This window comes from Rhizobium sp. WYCCWR 11146, from assembly GCF_013591995.1.
Taxonomy (GTDB): Bacteria; Pseudomonadota; Alphaproteobacteria; order Rhizobiales; family Rhizobiaceae; genus Rhizobium; species Rhizobium indicum.
Map to the genome: position 1 here is coordinate 63567 of NZ_JACCEY010000022.1, position 18158 is coordinate 81724.

Genomic DNA, 18158 nt, shown 5'->3' on the forward strand with positions numbered 1-18158 from the left:
GCCTGGCCCGGCTGTCCCCACGGTGGATCGCCGGGCGGGACCCGAACTCCCAAAGCAATTCCGGTTTGGGCTAACTATCACCTCGAACCGGTCCGCGGTAAGCCCCTCAATCAAGCCGTGACCCGAGCCTTGGCAAGGCGCTTGATCGCCTGTTCCAGTGGCCGTTGGCCGTCGCAATAGTCTTCCCAGGCCGACGATTTCGCCAGAAGCGCAGGAACGGTGCGGATGGTGAAGCGCTTGGGGTCCAGATCTGATTTGACCTGCGTCCAGCTGAGCGGCATTGAGACGGTGGCTCCCGATCGGGCGCGCGGCGACAAAGGTGCAACCGCCGTCGCCATGCGGTCATTGCGCAGATAGTCGAGGAAGATCCGGCCGTTCCGCAGGCTCTTCGTCATCTTGATGAGATAGAGATCGGGATTGTCGCGCGCCATCTGCTGGCAGACATCGTGCGCAAAACCCTTCGCTTCAGCCCACGAAAGCGGCTTGCGCTTGTTGACCGCAAGCGGAGTGACGACGTGCAGACCCTTGCCGCCGGTCGTCTTGCAAAAGCTGATCAGACCCAGCGCGTCGAGACGGTCCCGCATTTCGCGGGCTGCCGAAACGACCGCGGAGAATGGCACGTCCGGACCTGGATCAAGGTCGAAGACGAGCCGGCCGGGCACCTCAGGCTGACGCGGTTCGCAATTCCAGGGATGCAGCTCGACGGCGCCGATCTGCGCGACGGCAGCCAAGCCTTCGACCCGGTCGATTTGCAGGTAGGGCTTTTTATCGCCGAAGACCTTGACCAGTTCGAGAAGGTTCGAGGTGCCGGGCATCGCATGACGCTGAAAAAACTGCTCGCCGCCGATCCCGTCGGGCGTACGGATGATCGAACATGGCCGTCCCTTGATGTGCTCGATCAGCCAGGAGCCGACGGCTTCGTAATAGCGGGCCAGTTCCTCCTTGGTGACGGGTTTGCGGTCATTGGCATCCGGCCATAGCGGCTTGTCCGGGTTGGAGATCAGCACCCCCATGACCTCGGCCTTGGCGCTTTTTCGGCGGACGGGTTTGGCCTTCGCCTCCACCGCCGGCTGCGGCACGTCAGTTTGCGAGGGCTTTGCTGGCCGTTCGGCCTTGACCTCTTTGGCCGGCTTGTCTTCCCGCAGTCCCTTGAAGGCCGCCTGCCGGACAATGCCGTCGGCGGTCCAGCCCGCGAATTCGATTTCCGCCACGAGCTCGGGCTTCAGCCAGGTGACCTCGGCCTCCTTCTTCGGCGCACCAATGCCGGTGAATGGTGATTTTGCCGTCTCGAGCGCTTTCAACTTCGGCAGCAGCGTTTCCACTTTCTTTACGCCATATCCCGTACCGACGCGGCCGACATAGACGAAGTGGTCACCGTGATAGACGCCGACCAGCAGGGATCGGAACTTCCCGTTGGTTTTGGCATAAGCGCCGATCACCACCTCGTGGCCGGCGCGGCATTTCGACTTCGCCCAGCTTTCGGTACGGCCGGATTGATAGGGTGCATCCGCCTCTTTCGAGACGATGCCTTCCAGTGAGAGTTTGCAGGCAGACCGGAGAACTGCATCACCGCCGGTGTCGAAATGCTCGACGAAGCGGATGCGCGGATCATTGCCGGCGTCGGAGAGTAGGCTTTGAAGCCGCGTCTTGCGCTCGATGAGCGGCAGAGATCGCAAGTCCTCGCCACCCTCATAGAGAAGATCGAAGGCGAAATAGACGAGCTCGCCGGTCTTGCCTTCCGAAAGGGCCGCCTGCAGGGCAGCGAAATCAGGAACGCCATTATCGTCCAGGGCGCAGATCTCGCCGTCGATGATCGCATCGGGCAGCGTCGATGCCGCCTCGGCGATCTCGGGATATTTTGCCGTCCAGTCGAGCCCTTTCCTGGTCTTCAGCGTCGCCTCGCTATCCAGCACTCGCATCTGGATCCGGTAACCGTCGAACTTGATCTCGTGAAGCCAGCCGGTGCCGGCCGGAGGGCGTTCCAGTGTCCGGCAGAGCTGCGGCGCAATGAAATCCGGCAGATCGACCTTTGTGACTGGTTTCGATTTCCGACCGCCTCCGACGTTCTCTTTTCGCTCTTCGGCAGCCAGTCCGTGGTTGCTGTCCCAGACGGCATCAGCCTGAACGTCGCCATCCTGAATCATGAAAGGCTTGGGCTTTCGTCCCTTGCCGGCGGCAATCATCTCCATGGTTCGGCCGGAGGCGACAGAGGTGTTGTTCTCCTCGAGGATCGCTTCGCCATTGTTTTCGACGGAGAACTCATCATGGTGTTTGATGAGCAGCCAATTTGTCCGGTTGCCGCCGTTGCGATCATTGCGCATGCGCACCAGCACGAAGCTGCCGTGCAGGCGTTTGCCTTCCAAGGTGAACTTGAAGTCACCCTTGGCGAGTGCCTGCTCGGGGCTCTTATTTCCTTCCGGTTCCCAATAGCCCCGATCCCAGAGCATGACCGTCCCGCCGCCATACTGACCTTTAGGAATAGTGCCTTCGAAGTCGCCATAGTCGAGCGGATGATCCTCGACCTCAACTGCCAGCCGCTTGTCGTGCGGGTCGTGAGACGGGCCTTTGGTGACCGCCCAGGATTTGAAGACGCCATCCAACTCGAGCCGCAGATCGTAGTGCAGCCGGGTGGCATCATGTTTCTGGATCACGAAGCGACGGCGATTGCTGCGCGCGAGGCGTTTTTCGCCGCTTGGCTCATCCGTTTTTTTAAAGTCGCGCTTCGACCGATAGGTCGATAGTTTGTCACTGGCCATGGTCGTTCCCGAAAGCAACCCCGACAGCGAAATGCCGCCTGGCGGCTGGAAGTTCCATCAGAGTACTCCTCCAGCCGTCAGCGGACAAAACGGCTGGGATAGACGAGAAAAAATTTCACCACCTTGTCGCATCGTTCTCTTGTTTGAAACGTTAATTGCCACCACCGGGATGCAAACATGCGCGCTGATCAATGGCTTTCTCTTCTCATCATCGCGCTGATGATGGGCGCGTTCCTGTGGGGGCGTTATCGATACGATATAGTCGCCGTAAGCTCCCTTCTCGCTGCAATCATTGTCGGCATCGTCCCTGCCAAAAATGCTTTTTCCGGCTTTTCCGATGACATTGTTATCATCGTTGGCAGCGCGCTCATCGTCAGTGCGGCGATATCCAGATCGGGGATTATGGATGTCGCCTTGCGCAGATTTTCTCCCGAACGACGCGGGCCACGGATGCAGCTGATCATTCTGGTTGCCATTGTCGCAGCCCTGTCGGCTTTCATTAAAAACATTGGTGCGCTGGCGATCATGATCCCGGTCGCTGTGCAAATGGCCCGGAAATCACGCGTATCACCGTCGATGTTCCTGATGCCGATGTCTTTCGCCTCTCTGCTCGGAGGGCTTATGACGCAGATCGGCACATCGCCAAACATCATCGTTTCCCGGGTGCGCGAGGAGATCACCGGGCAGCCGTTCATGATGTTTGACTATACGCCTGTCGGCCTGGCGCTCTCGGTCGCCGGCGTTGTCTTTCTGGCGCTGTTCTACAAGCTGCTGCCTGAAAGATCACGGGTCGAAACGTCGATGGATGAGGCGGTGGCGATCAAAAACTACACGACCGAGGCCAAGGTCACCACGCCATCAGGGGCAATCGGGCGGTCCGTCAGCTGGCTACAGAAGCCGGCGGGCGGCGATGCGATGGTGACTGCGATTATCGGTGGCAACGGCCAAAGACGAACGCCCCTTCCCGACACGGTGCTTAAGGATGGCGACCTTCTTATTATAGAGGGGGAGCAGAGCGCCCTCGACAAGATCGTCAGTGAAGCCAAGCTTCAACTGTCCGACCGTAAACACGAGCCTGAGACACGCCAAGACATCAGTTCTGTTGAAGCTATCGTTGGCGAACATTCCCGATTGATCGGCGTCAGCGCAAAAGACGTTTCTCTCTTCCACAATACCGGGCTCAACCTTCTTGCCGTCAGCCGCCGCGACAGGCGCTTCACCGAGCGCCTGGGCGAGATCAAGATCCGCAATGGCGACGTCGTGGTCTTACAGGGCGACTTGCAGAAACTACCGGATCTTCTACGCGAATGGGGATGTTTGCCGCTGGTCGAACGAGATATGAAGCTCGGCAACGCCCGCAATGGCATGATCCCCGTCATTATCCTGATGGCAACGATGGGGGCGACAGCTTTCGGGGGCATTCCCGTCGCGACAGCGTTTTTCGCCGCCGCTTTTCTGATGGTGGTCACCGGATCCGTTCCTTTGCGGGAAGTTTATCAGCATCTCGATGCGCCCATTCTGATCATGCTGGCCGCTCTCATTCCGATCAGCGACTCGCTCAGGACCACAGGAACCACCGACATCATCGCGGACCTCCTCTCGCGAACCGCCGAAATGCTCCCGCCCTTCGGTGCCTTGGCTCTGATCCTGGTTGCGGCCATGGCCGTAACCCCGTTTTTGAACAACGCAGCGACGGTTCTGGTCATGGCCCCGATCGCCGCGACCTTTGCCGAGAAGCTGGGCTTCAGGCCCGATGCCTTTCTGATGGCGGTGGCAATTGGAGCCGGCTGCGACTTCCTCACGCCCATCGGACACCAATGCAACACGCTCGTGATGGGACCGGGCGGATATCGATTTGGTGACTACGCCCGACTGGGTCTGCCGCTCTCGCTCATTGTGGTGATCGTCAGTGTGCCGATCCTATTGCTGGTTTGGCCGATTTGATTACAACTGACACCGGGCATTGCGGCGACCGACAAGAAGGTTTGAAGCAGATGTGTTCCTCACGCGGCGACGTCGGGAATAGGCAAGCCTAGGATCTCGGCATGTTTGCAAAGCTTCGCCCAAGTTGCATCGCCGACCGGCACGCCCTCTTCCAACGCCGCGCGGCGCCTTCGCGCCGCATTGTCGCCCGGCATGCGAACGGGGCCATTGTTCCAGGGCGCCGGAGGATTGCTGCGGCATGCAGCGGCGAGAAAATCAGACTGCGCCGTAAAGGCGTCCAGCCCGGCGAAAAAGGCGGGATCGATGACCTGAAGGAAAGCGCTTTGCGAAAACACACCGGACGGCGTGTTGGCCCGTCCTTTGCCGGAAAGCCCCTGCCCCAGCAATTCGACGATCAGCCCGAGCCCAAAACCCTTGTGTCCCTTCAGCTGACCGCCAAGAGGCATCATTGTCCCGCCCCGTTCCGTCACCTCGCGCGGATCATCGGTCGGCTCGCCTGCGGCGGTGAAAGCCCAGGCCTCAGGAAATTTCTTGCCGGCCTTCGCCAAGTTTTGCGTCATGGTCGTGGTGGTGATCGAGGCCGAGACGTCGATCAGGATCGGATCCTTAGACGTCGGGAAGCCGGCAGCCATCGGATTGGGTGTCAGGAGCGGCTTCGTGCCGCCATAGGGCGCAACGCGGCTCGCCGCGGGATGCGAGACCGACAGCTGTACGATGAGGCCCCGTTCGGTCACCTGCCGCATGAAGGCTGAAAGCGCGCAGGTATGGTGGCAGTTGCGGATCGCGGCGGTGACGACGCCATGATCGCCGACCCGTTCGCAGGCCTGCTCGATCGCCTTTGTCAGCAGCCATGCGCCCGGCAGGGATTTGCCGTCCCAAACAAAGGCTGCGCCGCGGTCATTGACGACCTCATAGCTGCCGGACTTTGCCAGCGAGCCGTCTTCCAACGCCTCGACATACCAGTTCAAAAGACTGACGCCATGGGTTTCGTGGCCGATCATGTCGCCTTCCACCAGGACGGTGGCAGTCGTTTCGGCCTTGTCGGCCTCCATGCCGGCGCGGGTCAATATCTGCTTTGCGAATTGAGTCAGGGCAATGCGGTCAATCAGGGGCATCGGCATTTCTCCCTCACGTCATGGAAAACACGGGCCGCTGTTCGCGGCGGCCCGTGGTTAAGTGCAGCATACCGGCTTACTTGAAGCGGATCTGCGACAGCTGCAGTTCGGAATTCGTCGCGATCGTCGGCTTGAAGTCGAGACGCGGCGAGACGCGGGTGAAACCGACCATGTGAAACATCGGGATGTCGGCGATGATTTCGGTGTTCACCTTGGCGAACAGCTCCTTCCAGAGTTTTGTGCGCTCGTCGCCGGTGGCAGACGTCGCCTTGGCGATCAGCGCGTCGACGGCGGGATCGCGAACCATGGAGTGGGAACCGTCGGTCGCGTATTTCACGAATGCGGTGAAGACGGGGTCGCCGGTCGCGTTGTCGTGCTGCGATTGGGTCAGCGTCGGACCAGAATCGGCGACAAAGGGTGCAACGAAGTAGCCGTTCCACACGGACACGTCATACATGTCGAGCTTTACGTTCAAGCCGACTTCCTGAAGCATCGCCATCATCGCTTCCATCGCTTCGGTGGCATTGGGATATTGCCCATTGCGACCGATGATGCGGATCTCACGATCGACCGGGACGCCGTCCGCTTTCGCTGCTGCGACCAGTTCCTTTGCTTTTTCGGGATCATAGGGCCAAGCGGGGATATCGGCATTGTAGCCGATCGTGGTCGGCACGACGAGCTGTGTCGCGATCTTCGCCTGTTCGGGGAACAACGTTCCGAGCATCGCCTGACGATCGATAGCGAGGTTCATCGCTTCGCGGATGCGCCGGTCGTTAAGGGGTGCTGCGCGCGTATCGATGCGCAGCGATGTCGTCTCCGAATTCGGGTAGGCGAAATCGGTTTCCTTGTTGGTGGCATCCTGTACGGATACCGCCGGAACGATATCGGCTTCGCCGGCATCGACCATGGCGGCAGCAACGGCGCTGTCGGAGCGGAACAGATAGGTCGCCTGTTCCACCTGGGGTTTCTCCCCCCAATATTCCGGATTGCGTTTCAGCACGATTGACTGGCCGATTTCCCATTTGTCAAACGTATAAGGGCCGGTGCCAATCGGCTTGCGGGTGAATTCGTCGGCTGGTGTCGCCTCGGCCGATTCCACAGCCATCACCGTCATCAGAAGCGGAAGAATCGGCTGCGCCGGTTTTGTCGTAATCCGGATCGTGTTGGCATCGGGCGTTTCGAAGCTGAACTCCGTGCCGCCGAAATATTTGCCGCCGGTCTCACAGCTGAGCTTCTTATTCTTGTTGCGCTCGATGGTGAATTGGACATCCTTGGCGGTGAACGGCTTGCCATCGTGCCATTTGACATTCGGACGCAGCTTAAACTCCCAGGTGTCGTCATCGATCTTCGACCATTCCGTCGCCAGGCGGGGCTTGAGGCCGCCATTGACGTAGTCGAATTCCACCAGCATCTCGTTGACGTTTTCGGAAATGACCCGGCCGACGTCCTGGCGCGCTGCCATACAGGGTTCGACGACATCGACGGTTTCGGCAAGCACAACAGTGACGTTGCTCTTGGCATCCTGAGCGTGCGCCGTACCGCCGCTCAGCGCGAGCACCGTTGTTGAAAAGCAGGCAGCTAACAAATGCAGTTTCATTTCGTTCTCCTCCCATGCGCCTTTGGCGCTCCTCACAGTGAATCTGCGTCCCGTTTCCGGTGCTCCGGCATCCATCTCCTCATCGTTTTACAAAGAACAAGTGCACTAATATACTAGTTAACGACGGCCTTCAACTCAGGCGCTCCGAAGCACGGAGCCCTCAACCGTGTCTGGAACCCTTCATTTTTACCGGGCCGAGGCAATCAGTTCGCGCATCATCTCGACTTCCTCGTCAGTGAGATCCGTCAGCGGCGCCCGCACCGGTCCCGCCTCAAAGCCGCGCAAGCGCACGCCTGCCTTGACCGCGGATACCGCATAACCGGCTTTGCGATCGCGAATACGGGCAAAGGGATAGTAGAAATCGCGCAGCATCTGTTCACAGGCTGCGTCGTCACCGGCAAGGAATGCCTTGTGGAATTTCAATGCCGTTTCAGGCACGAAATTGAAGACTGCGGAGGAATAGGTCGGCATGCCGGCTCCGCGATAGGCCTGGGCAAACAGTTCGTGTGTCGGCATGCCGCCGATATAGGAAAGGCGGTCGCCGAGCGCGATCGTGACACGGCGCACCGTATCGATGTCACCGGTTCCATCCTTGAAGCCGATCAGATTCGGGCATTCGTCGGCAAGCTGAGCAAGCTGCTCGGCCGAAACCCGCGCCTGGCCACGATTATAAACGATAACGCCCATATTGGTGGCCTTGCAAACGGCCCGTACACGCGCGGCAATGCCATCTGCCGGCGCCTCGGTCAGGTAATGCGGCAGCAGAAGAATGCCGTCGCCACCGGCCGCCTCGATCTCGCGCGCCATGTCGCAGGCAATACGCGTGCCGTAGCCGCATCCGGCAATAACAGGTGCATCGCCGGACACGGCGCGGGCGGCCTTTACCACCTCAACCACCTCACCCGGCGTCAGCGAGAACAGCTCACCGGTGCCGCCGGCAACGATCAGGCCGGCAACGGGGTAGGATGACAGCCATTCCAGATGCGCTGAAAACGGCTTGGCGGCAAACCGGTCCTCGGCATCGAAAGGAGTGACGGGAAAAGACAGCAGGCCGTTGCGAATGATCTCGCGAAGTTCCGTCGGGGCAATCAATTTGGCACTCCTCGGTTTCAGTTGCGCAGGTCTTGCGGCAACAGGTCGGCGGGGAAATTCTGGTAGGCAACGGGGCGCAAAAACCTGCGGATCGACATGGTCCCGACGCTGGTCGCGCCGAAGTTGGTCGAGGCCGGGTAGGGTCCGCCATGCACCATGGAATCGACAACCTCGACGCCGGTTGGGAAGCCATTGACCAGCACTCTGCCCGCCTTCCGTTCGAGGATTGGCAGCAGGTCGCGGGCAAGGCCCAGATCGGCGTCGTCCATATGGATCGTTGCAGTCAGCTGTCCCTGAAAGCTTTCGGCAAGGGTGAGCAACTTTTCAGGTGAGCCGACGCGCACGACGAGGCCGAGAGGACCGAATACTTCTTCGCTGAGCGAGTGATCGGCAAGCCAGGCCGAGCCGTTGGTCTCGAACAGGTTTGGCGTTGCTTCGCGGCCGTCGCTCTGTGCCGCGAGAACCGGCGCGACGGCATTGCTTGCCCGCATGCGCTCGACACCTTCGTGATAGGCCGTGGCGATGCCTTTGGTCAGCATCGTCTGCGGCGCCACCTTTTCAAGAGCCGCCTTGGCGGCACTGGTGAACTTGTCTGCCTCCGGCCCGTCGACGACGACGGCGATACCGGGTTTGGTGCAGAACTGGCCGGCACCAAGCGTCAGGGAACCGGCCCAGCCTGAACCGATCGCCTCTGCCCGGGCAGCGGTGGCGGCCGGCAGCAGGAACATCGGATTAACGCTGCCGAGTTCCCCGAAAAAGGGGATCGGCTCAGGGCGCTGGGCGCAAAGGTCGAAGAGCGCCCTTCCGCCGGCAAGCGAGCCGGTAAAGCCAACGGCTTTGATGGCCGGATGCGTCACCAGCGCCGTTCCGACATCACGACGGCCACCCTGGATCAGGCTGAAGACGCCGGCCGGCATTCCGGTGCGCTCGATAGCGGCTGCAATCGCCTCGGCAATGATCTCACCTGTGCCGGGATGGGCTGAATGTCCCTTCACCACGACCGGGCAGCCCGCGGCAAGCGCGGCTGCCGTATCGCCGCCGGCCGTCGAGAATGCCAGCGGAAAATTCGAAGCGCCGAAGACGGCGACCGGGCCGATCGGCCGCTGCACCAGACGGATCTCGGGCCGCGGCGCCGGCTGCCGATCGGGTTGGGCCGCATCGATCCGAGCGTCGAGATGCGCGCCCTTGCGGATATGGTCGGCAAACAGTTTGAGTTGGCCGGTGGTGCGAGCGCGTTCGCCGTTGAGCCGGCCCTCCGGAAGCCCGGTTTCCTGCGTTCCGATGAGGGTGACGGCCTCGCCGCGCTTGTCGATCTCCTCGGCGATTGCCTCGAGGAAAGTGGCGCGCTCCTCGCGTGTCGTTGCCGAAAATGCTGCAAAAGCAGCTTCGGCGGCGCGGCTGGCGCGGTCGACCAGTTCCGTTGTGCCGACAGCGAAGTCACGTGCCTGCCCATGCGCCGGCTCTGACCGAAATGTCGTCGTTCCGGCAATCCATTCGCCGGCGATGAAATGCTTGCCTGAAGGGGTCCAGCTCATTGTTATTCTCCTCGGCGGAGCCTTGCTCCGTCCTGATTCCGTTGTTCAAGATGCGCCGCCTTAGCGGCCATTCACCTTCCGCCATTCGGCAAAAAGCGTCAGATTGCTTTCGTCGGTGGCCGGGTAGAGGCCAATGATCGTGTGACCTTGCTTGACGCGTTCCGTCACGAAATCCTCGTAAGCGGTCATCTCCACCGCTTCATCGGCGATCTCGTCGGCAATCTCCGCAGGGATGACGATCACGCTGTCATCGTCGCCAACCATGATGTCGCCCGGGAAGACCGCCACATCGCCACAGCCTATCGGCACATTGATGTCGATTGCCTCATGCAGCGTCAGGTTCGTCGGGCTGGAGGGACGATGGTGATAGGCGGGGATATCGAGGCCGCCGATCGTCATGGCGTCCCGGAAGCCGCCATCGGTGACGACGCCGGCGCCGCCGCGCATCATCAGGCGGGTAATCAGGATGTCGCCGGCAGAGGCTGCACGCGGATCCTTGCGGCTGTCCATCACCATAACAGAGCCTTCCGGGCACGTCTCGATAGCAAGCCGTTGCGGATGTTTCGGGTTCCGAAAGACGTTCATTGCATTGCGGTCCTCGCGCGCCGGCATGTAGCGCAGCGTAAAGGCCGGTCCGACCATATTGCGGCCCTTCGGCTGCACCGGCCGAACATCCTGGACCGTCTGGTTTCTCAGGCCACGCTTGAACAGCGCTGAACAGAGCGTCGCGACGGAGACACCCATCAGCTTTTCACGGGTTGCGGGGTTCATGTTTCTCTCCTCGTTCTCATTCAGACGCCGAAACTGCGGGTTTCCACGGTCCAGTCGCGGGCTTTGCCCGCCAGGCTGCAACCAAGCCCCGGACGAGCCGGCACGATCATCCGGCCGTCCTTGATTTCGAGTTGTTCGTTGAACAGCGGCGCCAGCCAATCGAAATGCTCTACCCACGGCTCATGCGCATAGGCAGCCGCCAGGTGCAGATGGATTTCCATGGCGAAATGCGGCGCCAGGCGCATGCGTTTCGCCTCGGCGTGTGTGCAGATGCGCAAAAAGGGTGTGATGCCGCCGACACGCGGCGCATCCGGCTGAATGAAGTCGACCGCATCGGCCCGGATCAGCGCCATGTGCTCGTCGGCGCTTGCCAGCATTTCGCCGGTGGCGATCGGCGTGGCAAGTTCGCGCGCCAGCGCCGCATGGCCCTCGGCGTCATAGGCATCGAGCGGCTCTTCGATCCATTCGAGGTTGAGCGGTTCGACCAGCCGGCCGAAACGCAAGGCCGTGGTGCGGTCCCATTGCTGGTTTGCATCGACCATCAGCGGGACACGGCCATCGATATGGCTGGTCACCGCATCGAGCCGGCGAAGGTCGATCATCGGGTCCGGCTGCCCGACCTTGATCTTGATGCCGCCGATACCGGAGGCGATCGAGTGATCGATGGCATCGCGGATTTCCTCGACAGTCGATGACAGGAAGCCGCCGGAGGTGTTGTAGCAGGCGACACTGTCGCGATGGGCGCCAAGCAGTTTTGCGAGCGGCAGGCCGGCGCGTTTCGCCTTCAGGTCCCAGAGGCAGATGTCGATGGCGGCGATTGCCTGGGTTGCAATGCCGGAGCGGCCGACCGAGGCCCCGGCCCAGCAGAGCTTGTCCCAAATGCGCGCGGTATCGTTGGGATCTTCGCCAATCAGGTTGTCGGCAAGCTCGCAGGCATGTGCATAAAGGGCAGGTCCGCCTGCCCGCTTCGAGTAACTGAAACCGAGCCCATTATGGCCAGCCTCGGAGACGATCTCGCAAAACAGAAAGGCCACCTGCGTCAGCGGCTTCTGCCGGCCCGTCAACACCTTGGCATCGCTGATCGGCCGCGCCAACGGCAGGTAAACGAGCGACAGGGTGACCGATCGGATAGCGTCCAGCTTGGACGGACCGGCAGCGAAGCCAGCCTTCGGAGGCTGTGCGGGAATCGTACGTCGATCGGGATCAAACATCGTGGTGCCTCAGTTGATTGCCGGTTCCGGCGTCTTGCCACCGAATTCCGTGGTCAGGAAATCAAAGTCGCAGCCTTTGTCGGCCTGCTCGATATGGCCGGAGAACATGAAGCCGTAACCGCGCTCGTAATGCCGCGTCGGCGCCACCCAGGCGGCCCGCCGCGCTGTGATCTCTTCTTCGGAAACCAGCATATTGAGGCTGCGTGCCGGAATATCAAGCTCGACCATGTCCCCTGTTCTCAGCAGCGCCAGAGGCCCGCCAACATAAGATTCCGGTGCGACATGCAGCACGCAGGCACCGAAACTGGTTCCGGACATGCGGGCGTCCGAGATGCGTACCATGTCGCGCAAGCCGAGCTTCAACAGCGCCTTCGGCATCGGGATCATGCCCCATTCCGGCATGCCCGGCCCACCCTGGGGGCCGGCGTTGCGGAGCACGAGAACCGTGTCCGGCGTTAATGGATAGTCGGGATCATCGATGATCTTCTTCATCTCCGCATAACTGTCGGCGACCAGCGCCGGGCCGCAATGGCGATGGAATTTCGGGTCGCAGGCCGCTGGTTTGATAACCGCGCCATCGGGACAGAGGTTCCCCTTGAGCACGGCCAGCGAACCTTCGTGATAGACCGGGTTCGACAATGGCCGGATAACGTCGTCATTGTAGATCTTCACCTGGTCGAGACCATCCAACAAGGGTTTTCCCGTCACGGTAATCGCGGTGGGATCCAGTTTGTCGCCGAGCTGCTTCATCAGGGCGCGCAGGCCCCCTGCATAAAAGAAATCCTCCATCAGATAGGTCGAACCAGAAGGCCGGATGTTGGCGAGAACCGGCGTCGTGCGACCGATGCGATCGAGATCATCGAGCTCCAACGGGACACCGGCGCGGCGGGCCATGGCAATCAGGTGAATGATGGCATTGGTGGAGCAGCCGGTCGCCATGGCGACCGTGACTGCGTTGTCGACGGCCGCCGGAGTGATGATCTGATCCGGCGTCAGATCCTCCCACACCATGTCGACGATGCGGCGGCCACAGGCCGCCGACATGCGCTGATGGTTGGCGTCGGCCGCGGGGATCGAGGATGCGCCCGGCAGCGTCAACCCCATAGCCTCGGCGATCGCCGTCATCGTCGACGCCGTGCCCATGGTCATGCAATGGCCGTAACTGCGGGCGATCCCGCCTTCTATGCCCTGCCACTCCTCCTGGGTGATCGTGCCGGCACGCCGCTCGTCCCAGTATTTGAAGCCGTCGGTACCGGAGCCCAGCGTCTTGCCGGCATAGTTGCCGCGCAGCATCGGGCCGGCAGGGAGATAGACGAAGGGAATGCCCATGCTGACTGCGCCCATGACCAGGCCCGGTGTCGTCTTGTCGCAGCCACCCATCAGAACGGCGCCATCGACAGGATGGCTCCGCAGCAGTTCCTCGGTCTCCATCGCCAGCATATTGCGATAGAGCATCGTGGTCGGCTTGACGAAGTTTTCGGAAAGGGAAAGAGCGGGCAGTTCCATGGGGAACCCGCCCGACTGAAGAATTCCGCGCTTCACCCATTCGGCGCGTTCGCGGAAATGCATGTGGCACGGCTGCGCATCGGACCAGGTGTTGATCACGGCAATGATCGGCTTCCCCTGCCAATCCTCCGGCGCGTAACCCATCTGCATGGTCCGCGACCGGTGGCCGAACGAGCGCTGATCATCCGGCAGCATCCATCGGGCGGACCGCAATTGCTCGTAGGTTTTCTTCGCGGTCACGGCTTTCTCCCACCTTTTCGCTTGCTTATCTCAGCGTTTGCACCAACTGATATTTTAGTTTGACATATATATCAATGGAAAGTTTGCATTCTTGTGCATTAGGTCGTGCAAAGCTATGAATGGAATCGAAAAGGACGCCTCACATGAATTCCCAGTTCGCCTCCACATTCGGCCTGACTGCGCCCGGCTTTCCGGTCGTCGCCGGCAGTACGGTCCAGCGGGTCTATGATGATCTGCGAAAGCGCATCATCACCATTCAGCTGCCGCCAGACACCACGCTGTCGCGCACCGAGCTCACCGAGACTTATGAAGTCAGCCAGACTCCCATTCGTGACGCATTGCAGCTTCTCAAACAGGAGGGTCTGGTTCGCATTTATCCGCAGTCCCGCACTGTGGTGACCAGGATCGACGTGCTGCAAATTTACGAGGCGCATTTCCTTCGCGTCGCGCTGGAATCGGAAGTCTGCCGCCGCCTCGCGACCGATCCGGATCCGGATCCAAGCGTCATCACCCGCGCCCGCTCGATCATCAAAATGCAGTCGGCGGTCGCCGACGACGCCGATCAGATCGCGATCTTCCAGGAGCTCGACGAGCTCTTTCACCAGACATTGTTCGCAGGCGCCAAGCGCAGCAGCCTGCATCAGCTGGTTCGCGAGCGGTCCGGCCATCTCGAGCGCATTCGTCGTCTGCATCTGCCCGAAAAGGGCAAGATCATGAGCATCCTCGAGGGTCACCACGCCATCATCGACGCAATTGCCGCCCGCGACGAACAGGGTGCCGTCGACGCGATCCGTGAGCATCTCAGCCAGACCGTCGCAAAAGTCGAAGAGCTCAGGAAGGAGTTCCCGGATTACTTCGTCTGAACCGGCCGCGTCGCGGGTTTCAGTCGGGGTCAATTGACCGGCGTCAGCAGCGGCCTGCCTGCGAAGAAGGCGGCAAGGTTGTCGACCGTCAATTGCGCCATCCTGTCGCGCGTTTCCTCGGTACCGCTGGCATGATGGGGATAGAGCACGACGTTGTCGAGCGCTGCGAAGCGCGGATCGGGATTGGGTTCGTTGAGGTAGACATCGATGCCGGCCGAGGCGATCCGCCTTTCCTGCAAGGCCTTGATCAAGGCCGGCTCGTCGACCACGGTGCCGCGGGCAATGTTGATGAAGCTGCCCGTCGGTCCGAGCGCATTCAGCACGTCTGCCGAAATCAACCCTTCGGTCGAGGGCCCGCCAGGGGTCGCGACGATCAGGATATCGGCCCAGTCCGCCAGTTTGACCGGCGTGTCGAAATAGGTAAAATCGTTGCCGGCTTTCTTCGTCCTTCCATAATAGCCGACCGTCAGCCCGACAGCTTCGCATCGCTTGGCAATCGCCATCCCTATGCGGCCGAGGCCGACGATCCCAGCCTTCTTGCCCGACGTCGATGTCGTCAGCGGCATCATGCCCTTCCGCCCCCAATCGCCGGAGCGCACATAGCGATCGCCTTCCGGCAGGCGCCGGCGTGCCGCCAACATCAGAAGCAGTGCCATGTCGGCAACGTCGTCGCACAGCACCTCCGATGTGTTGGTGAGCTTGATGCCGCGCCGTGTCATCGCCTCGACATCCATCTGGTCGTAGCCAGCCGAGGAACAGGCGGCGAGCTTTAATGCCGGCAATTTTGAAAGCAGGGCTTCGTCGATCGTCACATGGCCGTTGCAGACCAGTGCGGAAGAGATCGGGCCGGCTTGCTGCAAAAGAGCATCCCGCTCTTCGCCTTTGACAAGATCAAGGCGGTGAAGCGTGTAGGTCTCCTCCAGCATTGCCATTTGATGGGGCCGGAGCGGATAGGCGACGATGACATCGGGCTTCATGCGGAAACGAGTCCTTCCTGTAGTTGGCGGGCGGCGCGTCGGGTGGCCTGGATTTCCGGATCGGGATCGAGGCTCGCGGCAAGAAGCGCCTGCGTGTAGGGGTGGGAGGGCGCGTTGAAGATCTGTTCCACCGGCCCCTCCTCGACAATCTCGCCGGCCTTCATGACGATGACGCGATCGGCGAAATCGCGAACCACCGGCAGGTCGTGTGCGATGAAGAGGTAGGACAGGCCGAATTCGCGACGCAGGCCCTCAAGCAAGGCGATCACCTGTGCCTGGATCGACACGTCGAGTGCGGAAACCGCCTCGTCGCAGATGATCAGTTTCGGCTCCATCGCCAGCGCCCGGGCAATCGCGATGCGCTGGCGCTGGCCGCCGGAAAACTGATGTGGATACCGATCGGCCATATCCGGTTTCAGGCCGACCTTGACCAGCAACTCGGCCACTCTCTCCTTCCATCTCGCTTTCGGCAGGATATCCGGGTGGATGACCCAGGCCTCGGAAATCAACCGGAACACGCTCATCCGCGGGTTCAGTGACTGGGTCGGATCCTGAAAAACCATCTGTAAATCGCGACGCAGCCCGAATATTTCTCTCGGGGTCATCGCAAGCAGATCGCTGCCGCGATAGAGAACCTGGCCCTCCTGCGGATCATCGAGCCGAACGATCGCCCGGGCAAGGGTTGACTTACCAGAACCGCTCTCGCCGACAACGGCAACCGTCTCGCCGGGCATGATGACGAAATCCACGCCCTTCAACGCCTGAAATGCGCCAAAACTCTTTTTCAAGCCGATGGCGCGCAGCAGCGGTTCGCCCTGCCGGTCACGCTCTTGCGCCATCGCACCCTTCCCGGGTGCGGCGGCTATCAGCTTTTTCGTATAGGCGTTCTGCGGGTTGCGATAGACTTCGGCCGCATTGCCGGTTTCGACGACGCAGCCGGAATTCATCACCACGACCCGGTCGGCGATCTCGGCAACGACGCCCAAATCATGGGTGATCAGCAACAGGCCCATGCCGGTTTCCTGCTGCAACTCCTGCAGAAGTTCGAGCACCTGCGCCTGCACGGTAACATCAAGCGCGGTGGTGGGTTCATCCGCGATCAGGATATCGGGCTTGCAGGCGATCGCCATGGCGATCATCAGGCGCTGCCGCTGGCCGCCGGAGAACTGGAACGGATATTTTCGCATCGCCGCCTGCGGATCGCTTATGCCGACGCGCCCGATCAATTCGAGCGCCCTCGCGCCGGCGCGTTCCGCCGACTGGCCGTGCGTCGTCATCATCTCGGTGATTTGCCAGCCGACCGGATAGACCGGATTGAGGTGGGCGAGCGGGTCCTGAAAGATCATGGCGATCTTGGCGCCGTTGATCGCGCGCCGCTCCTCGGTCGTCATTTTCAGCATGTCGCGGCCGTTGAGGAGAATGGTGCCGCGGGTGATCTTGCCGGGTGGCATGTCGATCAGGTTCATGATCGCCGAGGCCGACACGGACTTGCCCGAACCGCTTTCCCCAAGGATCGCCAGCGTCTCGCCGCGATCGAGATGCCAGCTGACATCCTGCACCGCCTTGACGGTCCCGCTGGCGGTGTGGAACTCGACCGAGAGGTCACGCACTTCCAAAAGATGTTCAGCCATTTTTCCTGCCCCTCATTTCAAGGCGCCAGCGTTGCGTCGGATCGAGTGCGATACGCAGCCAATTCGACAGAAGGTTCAGCGACAGCGTCGTTAGAATGATTGCAAGGCCCGGCCAGAAGGAAAGCCACCAGGCATTGGTGAGATAGGGTCGTCCTTGAGCAACCATAAGACCCCAGGTGATCTCAGGCGCCTGAATGCCGATCCCAAGGAATGACAGGGAGGATTCCGCCAGCATGACGAAGGCGAAATCCAGCGTCGCGATGGTCACCAGCGTGGGGAAGATCACCGGCAGGATGTGATGGAAGATAATGCGCCAGTACGATGCTCCCATGACCTTCGCCGCCTGCACGAACATCCGCTCGCGCACTTCCAGCACTTCGGCGCGCGTGGTGCGCAGATAGATGGGAATGCGGGTGATCGCCAGGACGAGGACGATATTGGTGACCGAGGGCTCGAGCATGTAGAGCACGATCACCGCCAGAAGCAGCGACGGAAAGGACATGATGACGTCGCCGAGGCGCATGATCCATTGAGCCGCGGAGGAGCGGCTGTAACCCGCCACCAGACCGAGCGCCGTACCGACGACGGATGATGCGAGCACGGCTGCCGCGGCAACCAGGATGGTATTTTGCGCCGCCACGATGACGCGGGCAAGAAGCGGCCTGCCCAGCGCATCGGCGCCGAGGACATAGAGCAATCCGCGGGTGATATCGAACGGCGGCGCGTTCCGGCCCCGCAGGTTCTGCTTGGTGGCGATGGCCTCCAGCAGGAACGGGCCAAACAGCGCGCAGAGCAGAACGATCAAAAGGAACAGAGCCGCGAAAAAAGCGAGCTTGTCCGCCCACAGCATCGTCAGCCAGCGCCCGATCGGGCTGTTTGGTTTTTTCTCGGCGAGGATTTGTGTGTCGGCCATCGTCATC

At 61.0% G+C, this 18158-nt stretch carries 13 protein-coding genes; 2 read left to right on the forward strand and 11 right to left on the reverse strand.

The features are described 5' to 3' along the window. Positions 1-110: 110 nt before the first annotated feature. On the reverse strand, positions 111-2756 hold the full coding sequence (gene ligD / locus HX899_RS16410) for a DNA ligase D (RefSeq protein ID WP_181292844.1): 2646 nt from the start codon (positions 2754-2756) through the stop codon (positions 111-113). A 177-nt stretch (positions 2757-2933) separates the two neighbouring features. Here ligD and HX899_RS16415 point away from each other — a divergent pair, with 177 nt between their 5' ends. Continuing rightward, positions 2934-4700, forward strand: coding sequence for an SLC13 family permease (locus tag HX899_RS16415; protein ID WP_028742472.1), 1767 nt, complete (start codon positions 2934-2936; stop codon positions 4698-4700). Positions 4701-4759: 59 nt separating this feature from the next. Here HX899_RS16415 and HX899_RS16420 read toward each other — a convergent pair whose 3' ends face one another. From HX899_RS16420 to araD, 7 genes are all read right to left on the reverse strand, one after another. Continuing rightward, entirely contained in the window at positions 4760-5821 is a 1062-nt protein-coding gene (locus tag HX899_RS16420) for an Ldh family oxidoreductase (protein WP_138333027.1), read from the reverse strand. Positions 5822-5891: 70 nt separating this feature from the next. Continuing rightward, on the reverse strand, positions 5892-7412 hold the full coding sequence (locus HX899_RS16425) for an ABC transporter substrate-binding protein (protein ID WP_012755645.1): 1521 nt from the start codon (positions 7410-7412) through the stop codon (positions 5892-5894). A gap of 186 nt (positions 7413-7598) precedes the next feature. Next, positions 7599-8504, reverse strand: a complete 906-nt coding sequence (locus HX899_RS16430) for a 5-dehydro-4-deoxyglucarate dehydratase (RefSeq protein WP_024321445.1) — start codon at positions 8502-8504, stop codon at positions 7599-7601. A 17-nt stretch (positions 8505-8521) separates the two neighbouring features. Further along, positions 8522-10039 (reverse strand): aldehyde dehydrogenase (NADP(+)), encoded by a 1518-nt coding sequence (locus HX899_RS16435; RefSeq protein ID WP_181292845.1) that lies wholly within the window; start codon positions 10037-10039, stop codon positions 8522-8524. Between the two features lie 60 nt (positions 10040-10099). Continuing rightward, entirely contained in the window at positions 10100-10810 is a 711-nt protein-coding gene (locus tag HX899_RS16440; RefSeq protein ID WP_138333031.1) for a ribonuclease activity regulator RraA, read from the reverse strand. Positions 10811-10830: 20 nt separating this feature from the next. Further along, the gene (locus HX899_RS16445; RefSeq protein WP_138388953.1) at positions 10831-12021 is read right to left on the reverse strand and encodes an L-talarate/galactarate dehydratase; all 1191 of its coding nucleotides are present in this window, start codon (positions 12019-12021) and stop codon (positions 10831-10833) included. A gap of 9 nt (positions 12022-12030) precedes the next feature. Next, positions 12031-13767: an L-arabinonate dehydratase gene (gene araD, locus HX899_RS16450; protein ID WP_138333034.1), complete on the reverse strand. Its 1737-nt coding sequence runs from the start codon at positions 13765-13767 to the stop codon at positions 12031-12033. Positions 13768-13910: 143 nt separating this feature from the next. On the opposite strand from araD, the gene HX899_RS16455 reads away from it, so the two are divergent. Continuing rightward, on the forward strand, positions 13911-14630 hold the full coding sequence (locus HX899_RS16455) for a GntR family transcriptional regulator (protein WP_138388954.1): 720 nt from the start codon (positions 13911-13913) through the stop codon (positions 14628-14630). A 29-nt stretch (positions 14631-14659) separates the two neighbouring features. Here HX899_RS16455 and HX899_RS16460 read toward each other — a convergent pair whose 3' ends face one another. Genes HX899_RS16460 through HX899_RS16470 form a run of 3 tightly spaced genes read right to left on the reverse strand, consistent with a single transcriptional unit; the run spans position 14660 to position 18157 of the window. Beyond that, entirely contained in the window at positions 14660-15607 is a 948-nt protein-coding gene (locus HX899_RS16460) for a 2-hydroxyacid dehydrogenase (protein WP_181292846.1), read from the reverse strand. Next, positions 15604-17238 (reverse strand): ABC transporter ATP-binding protein, encoded by a 1635-nt coding sequence (locus HX899_RS16465; protein ID WP_181292847.1) that lies wholly within the window; start codon positions 17236-17238, stop codon positions 15604-15606. Before HX899_RS16465 ends, HX899_RS16460 begins: the two co-directional genes overlap by 4 nt. Continuing rightward, positions 17231-18157 carry an ABC transporter permease gene (locus HX899_RS16470; RefSeq protein WP_171597921.1) on the reverse strand — a complete coding sequence of 309 codons (927 nt, stop codon included), beginning with the start codon at positions 18155-18157 and terminating at the stop codon, positions 17231-17233. Before HX899_RS16470 ends, HX899_RS16465 begins: the two co-directional genes overlap by 8 nt. Position 18158: the final 1 nt, after the last annotated feature.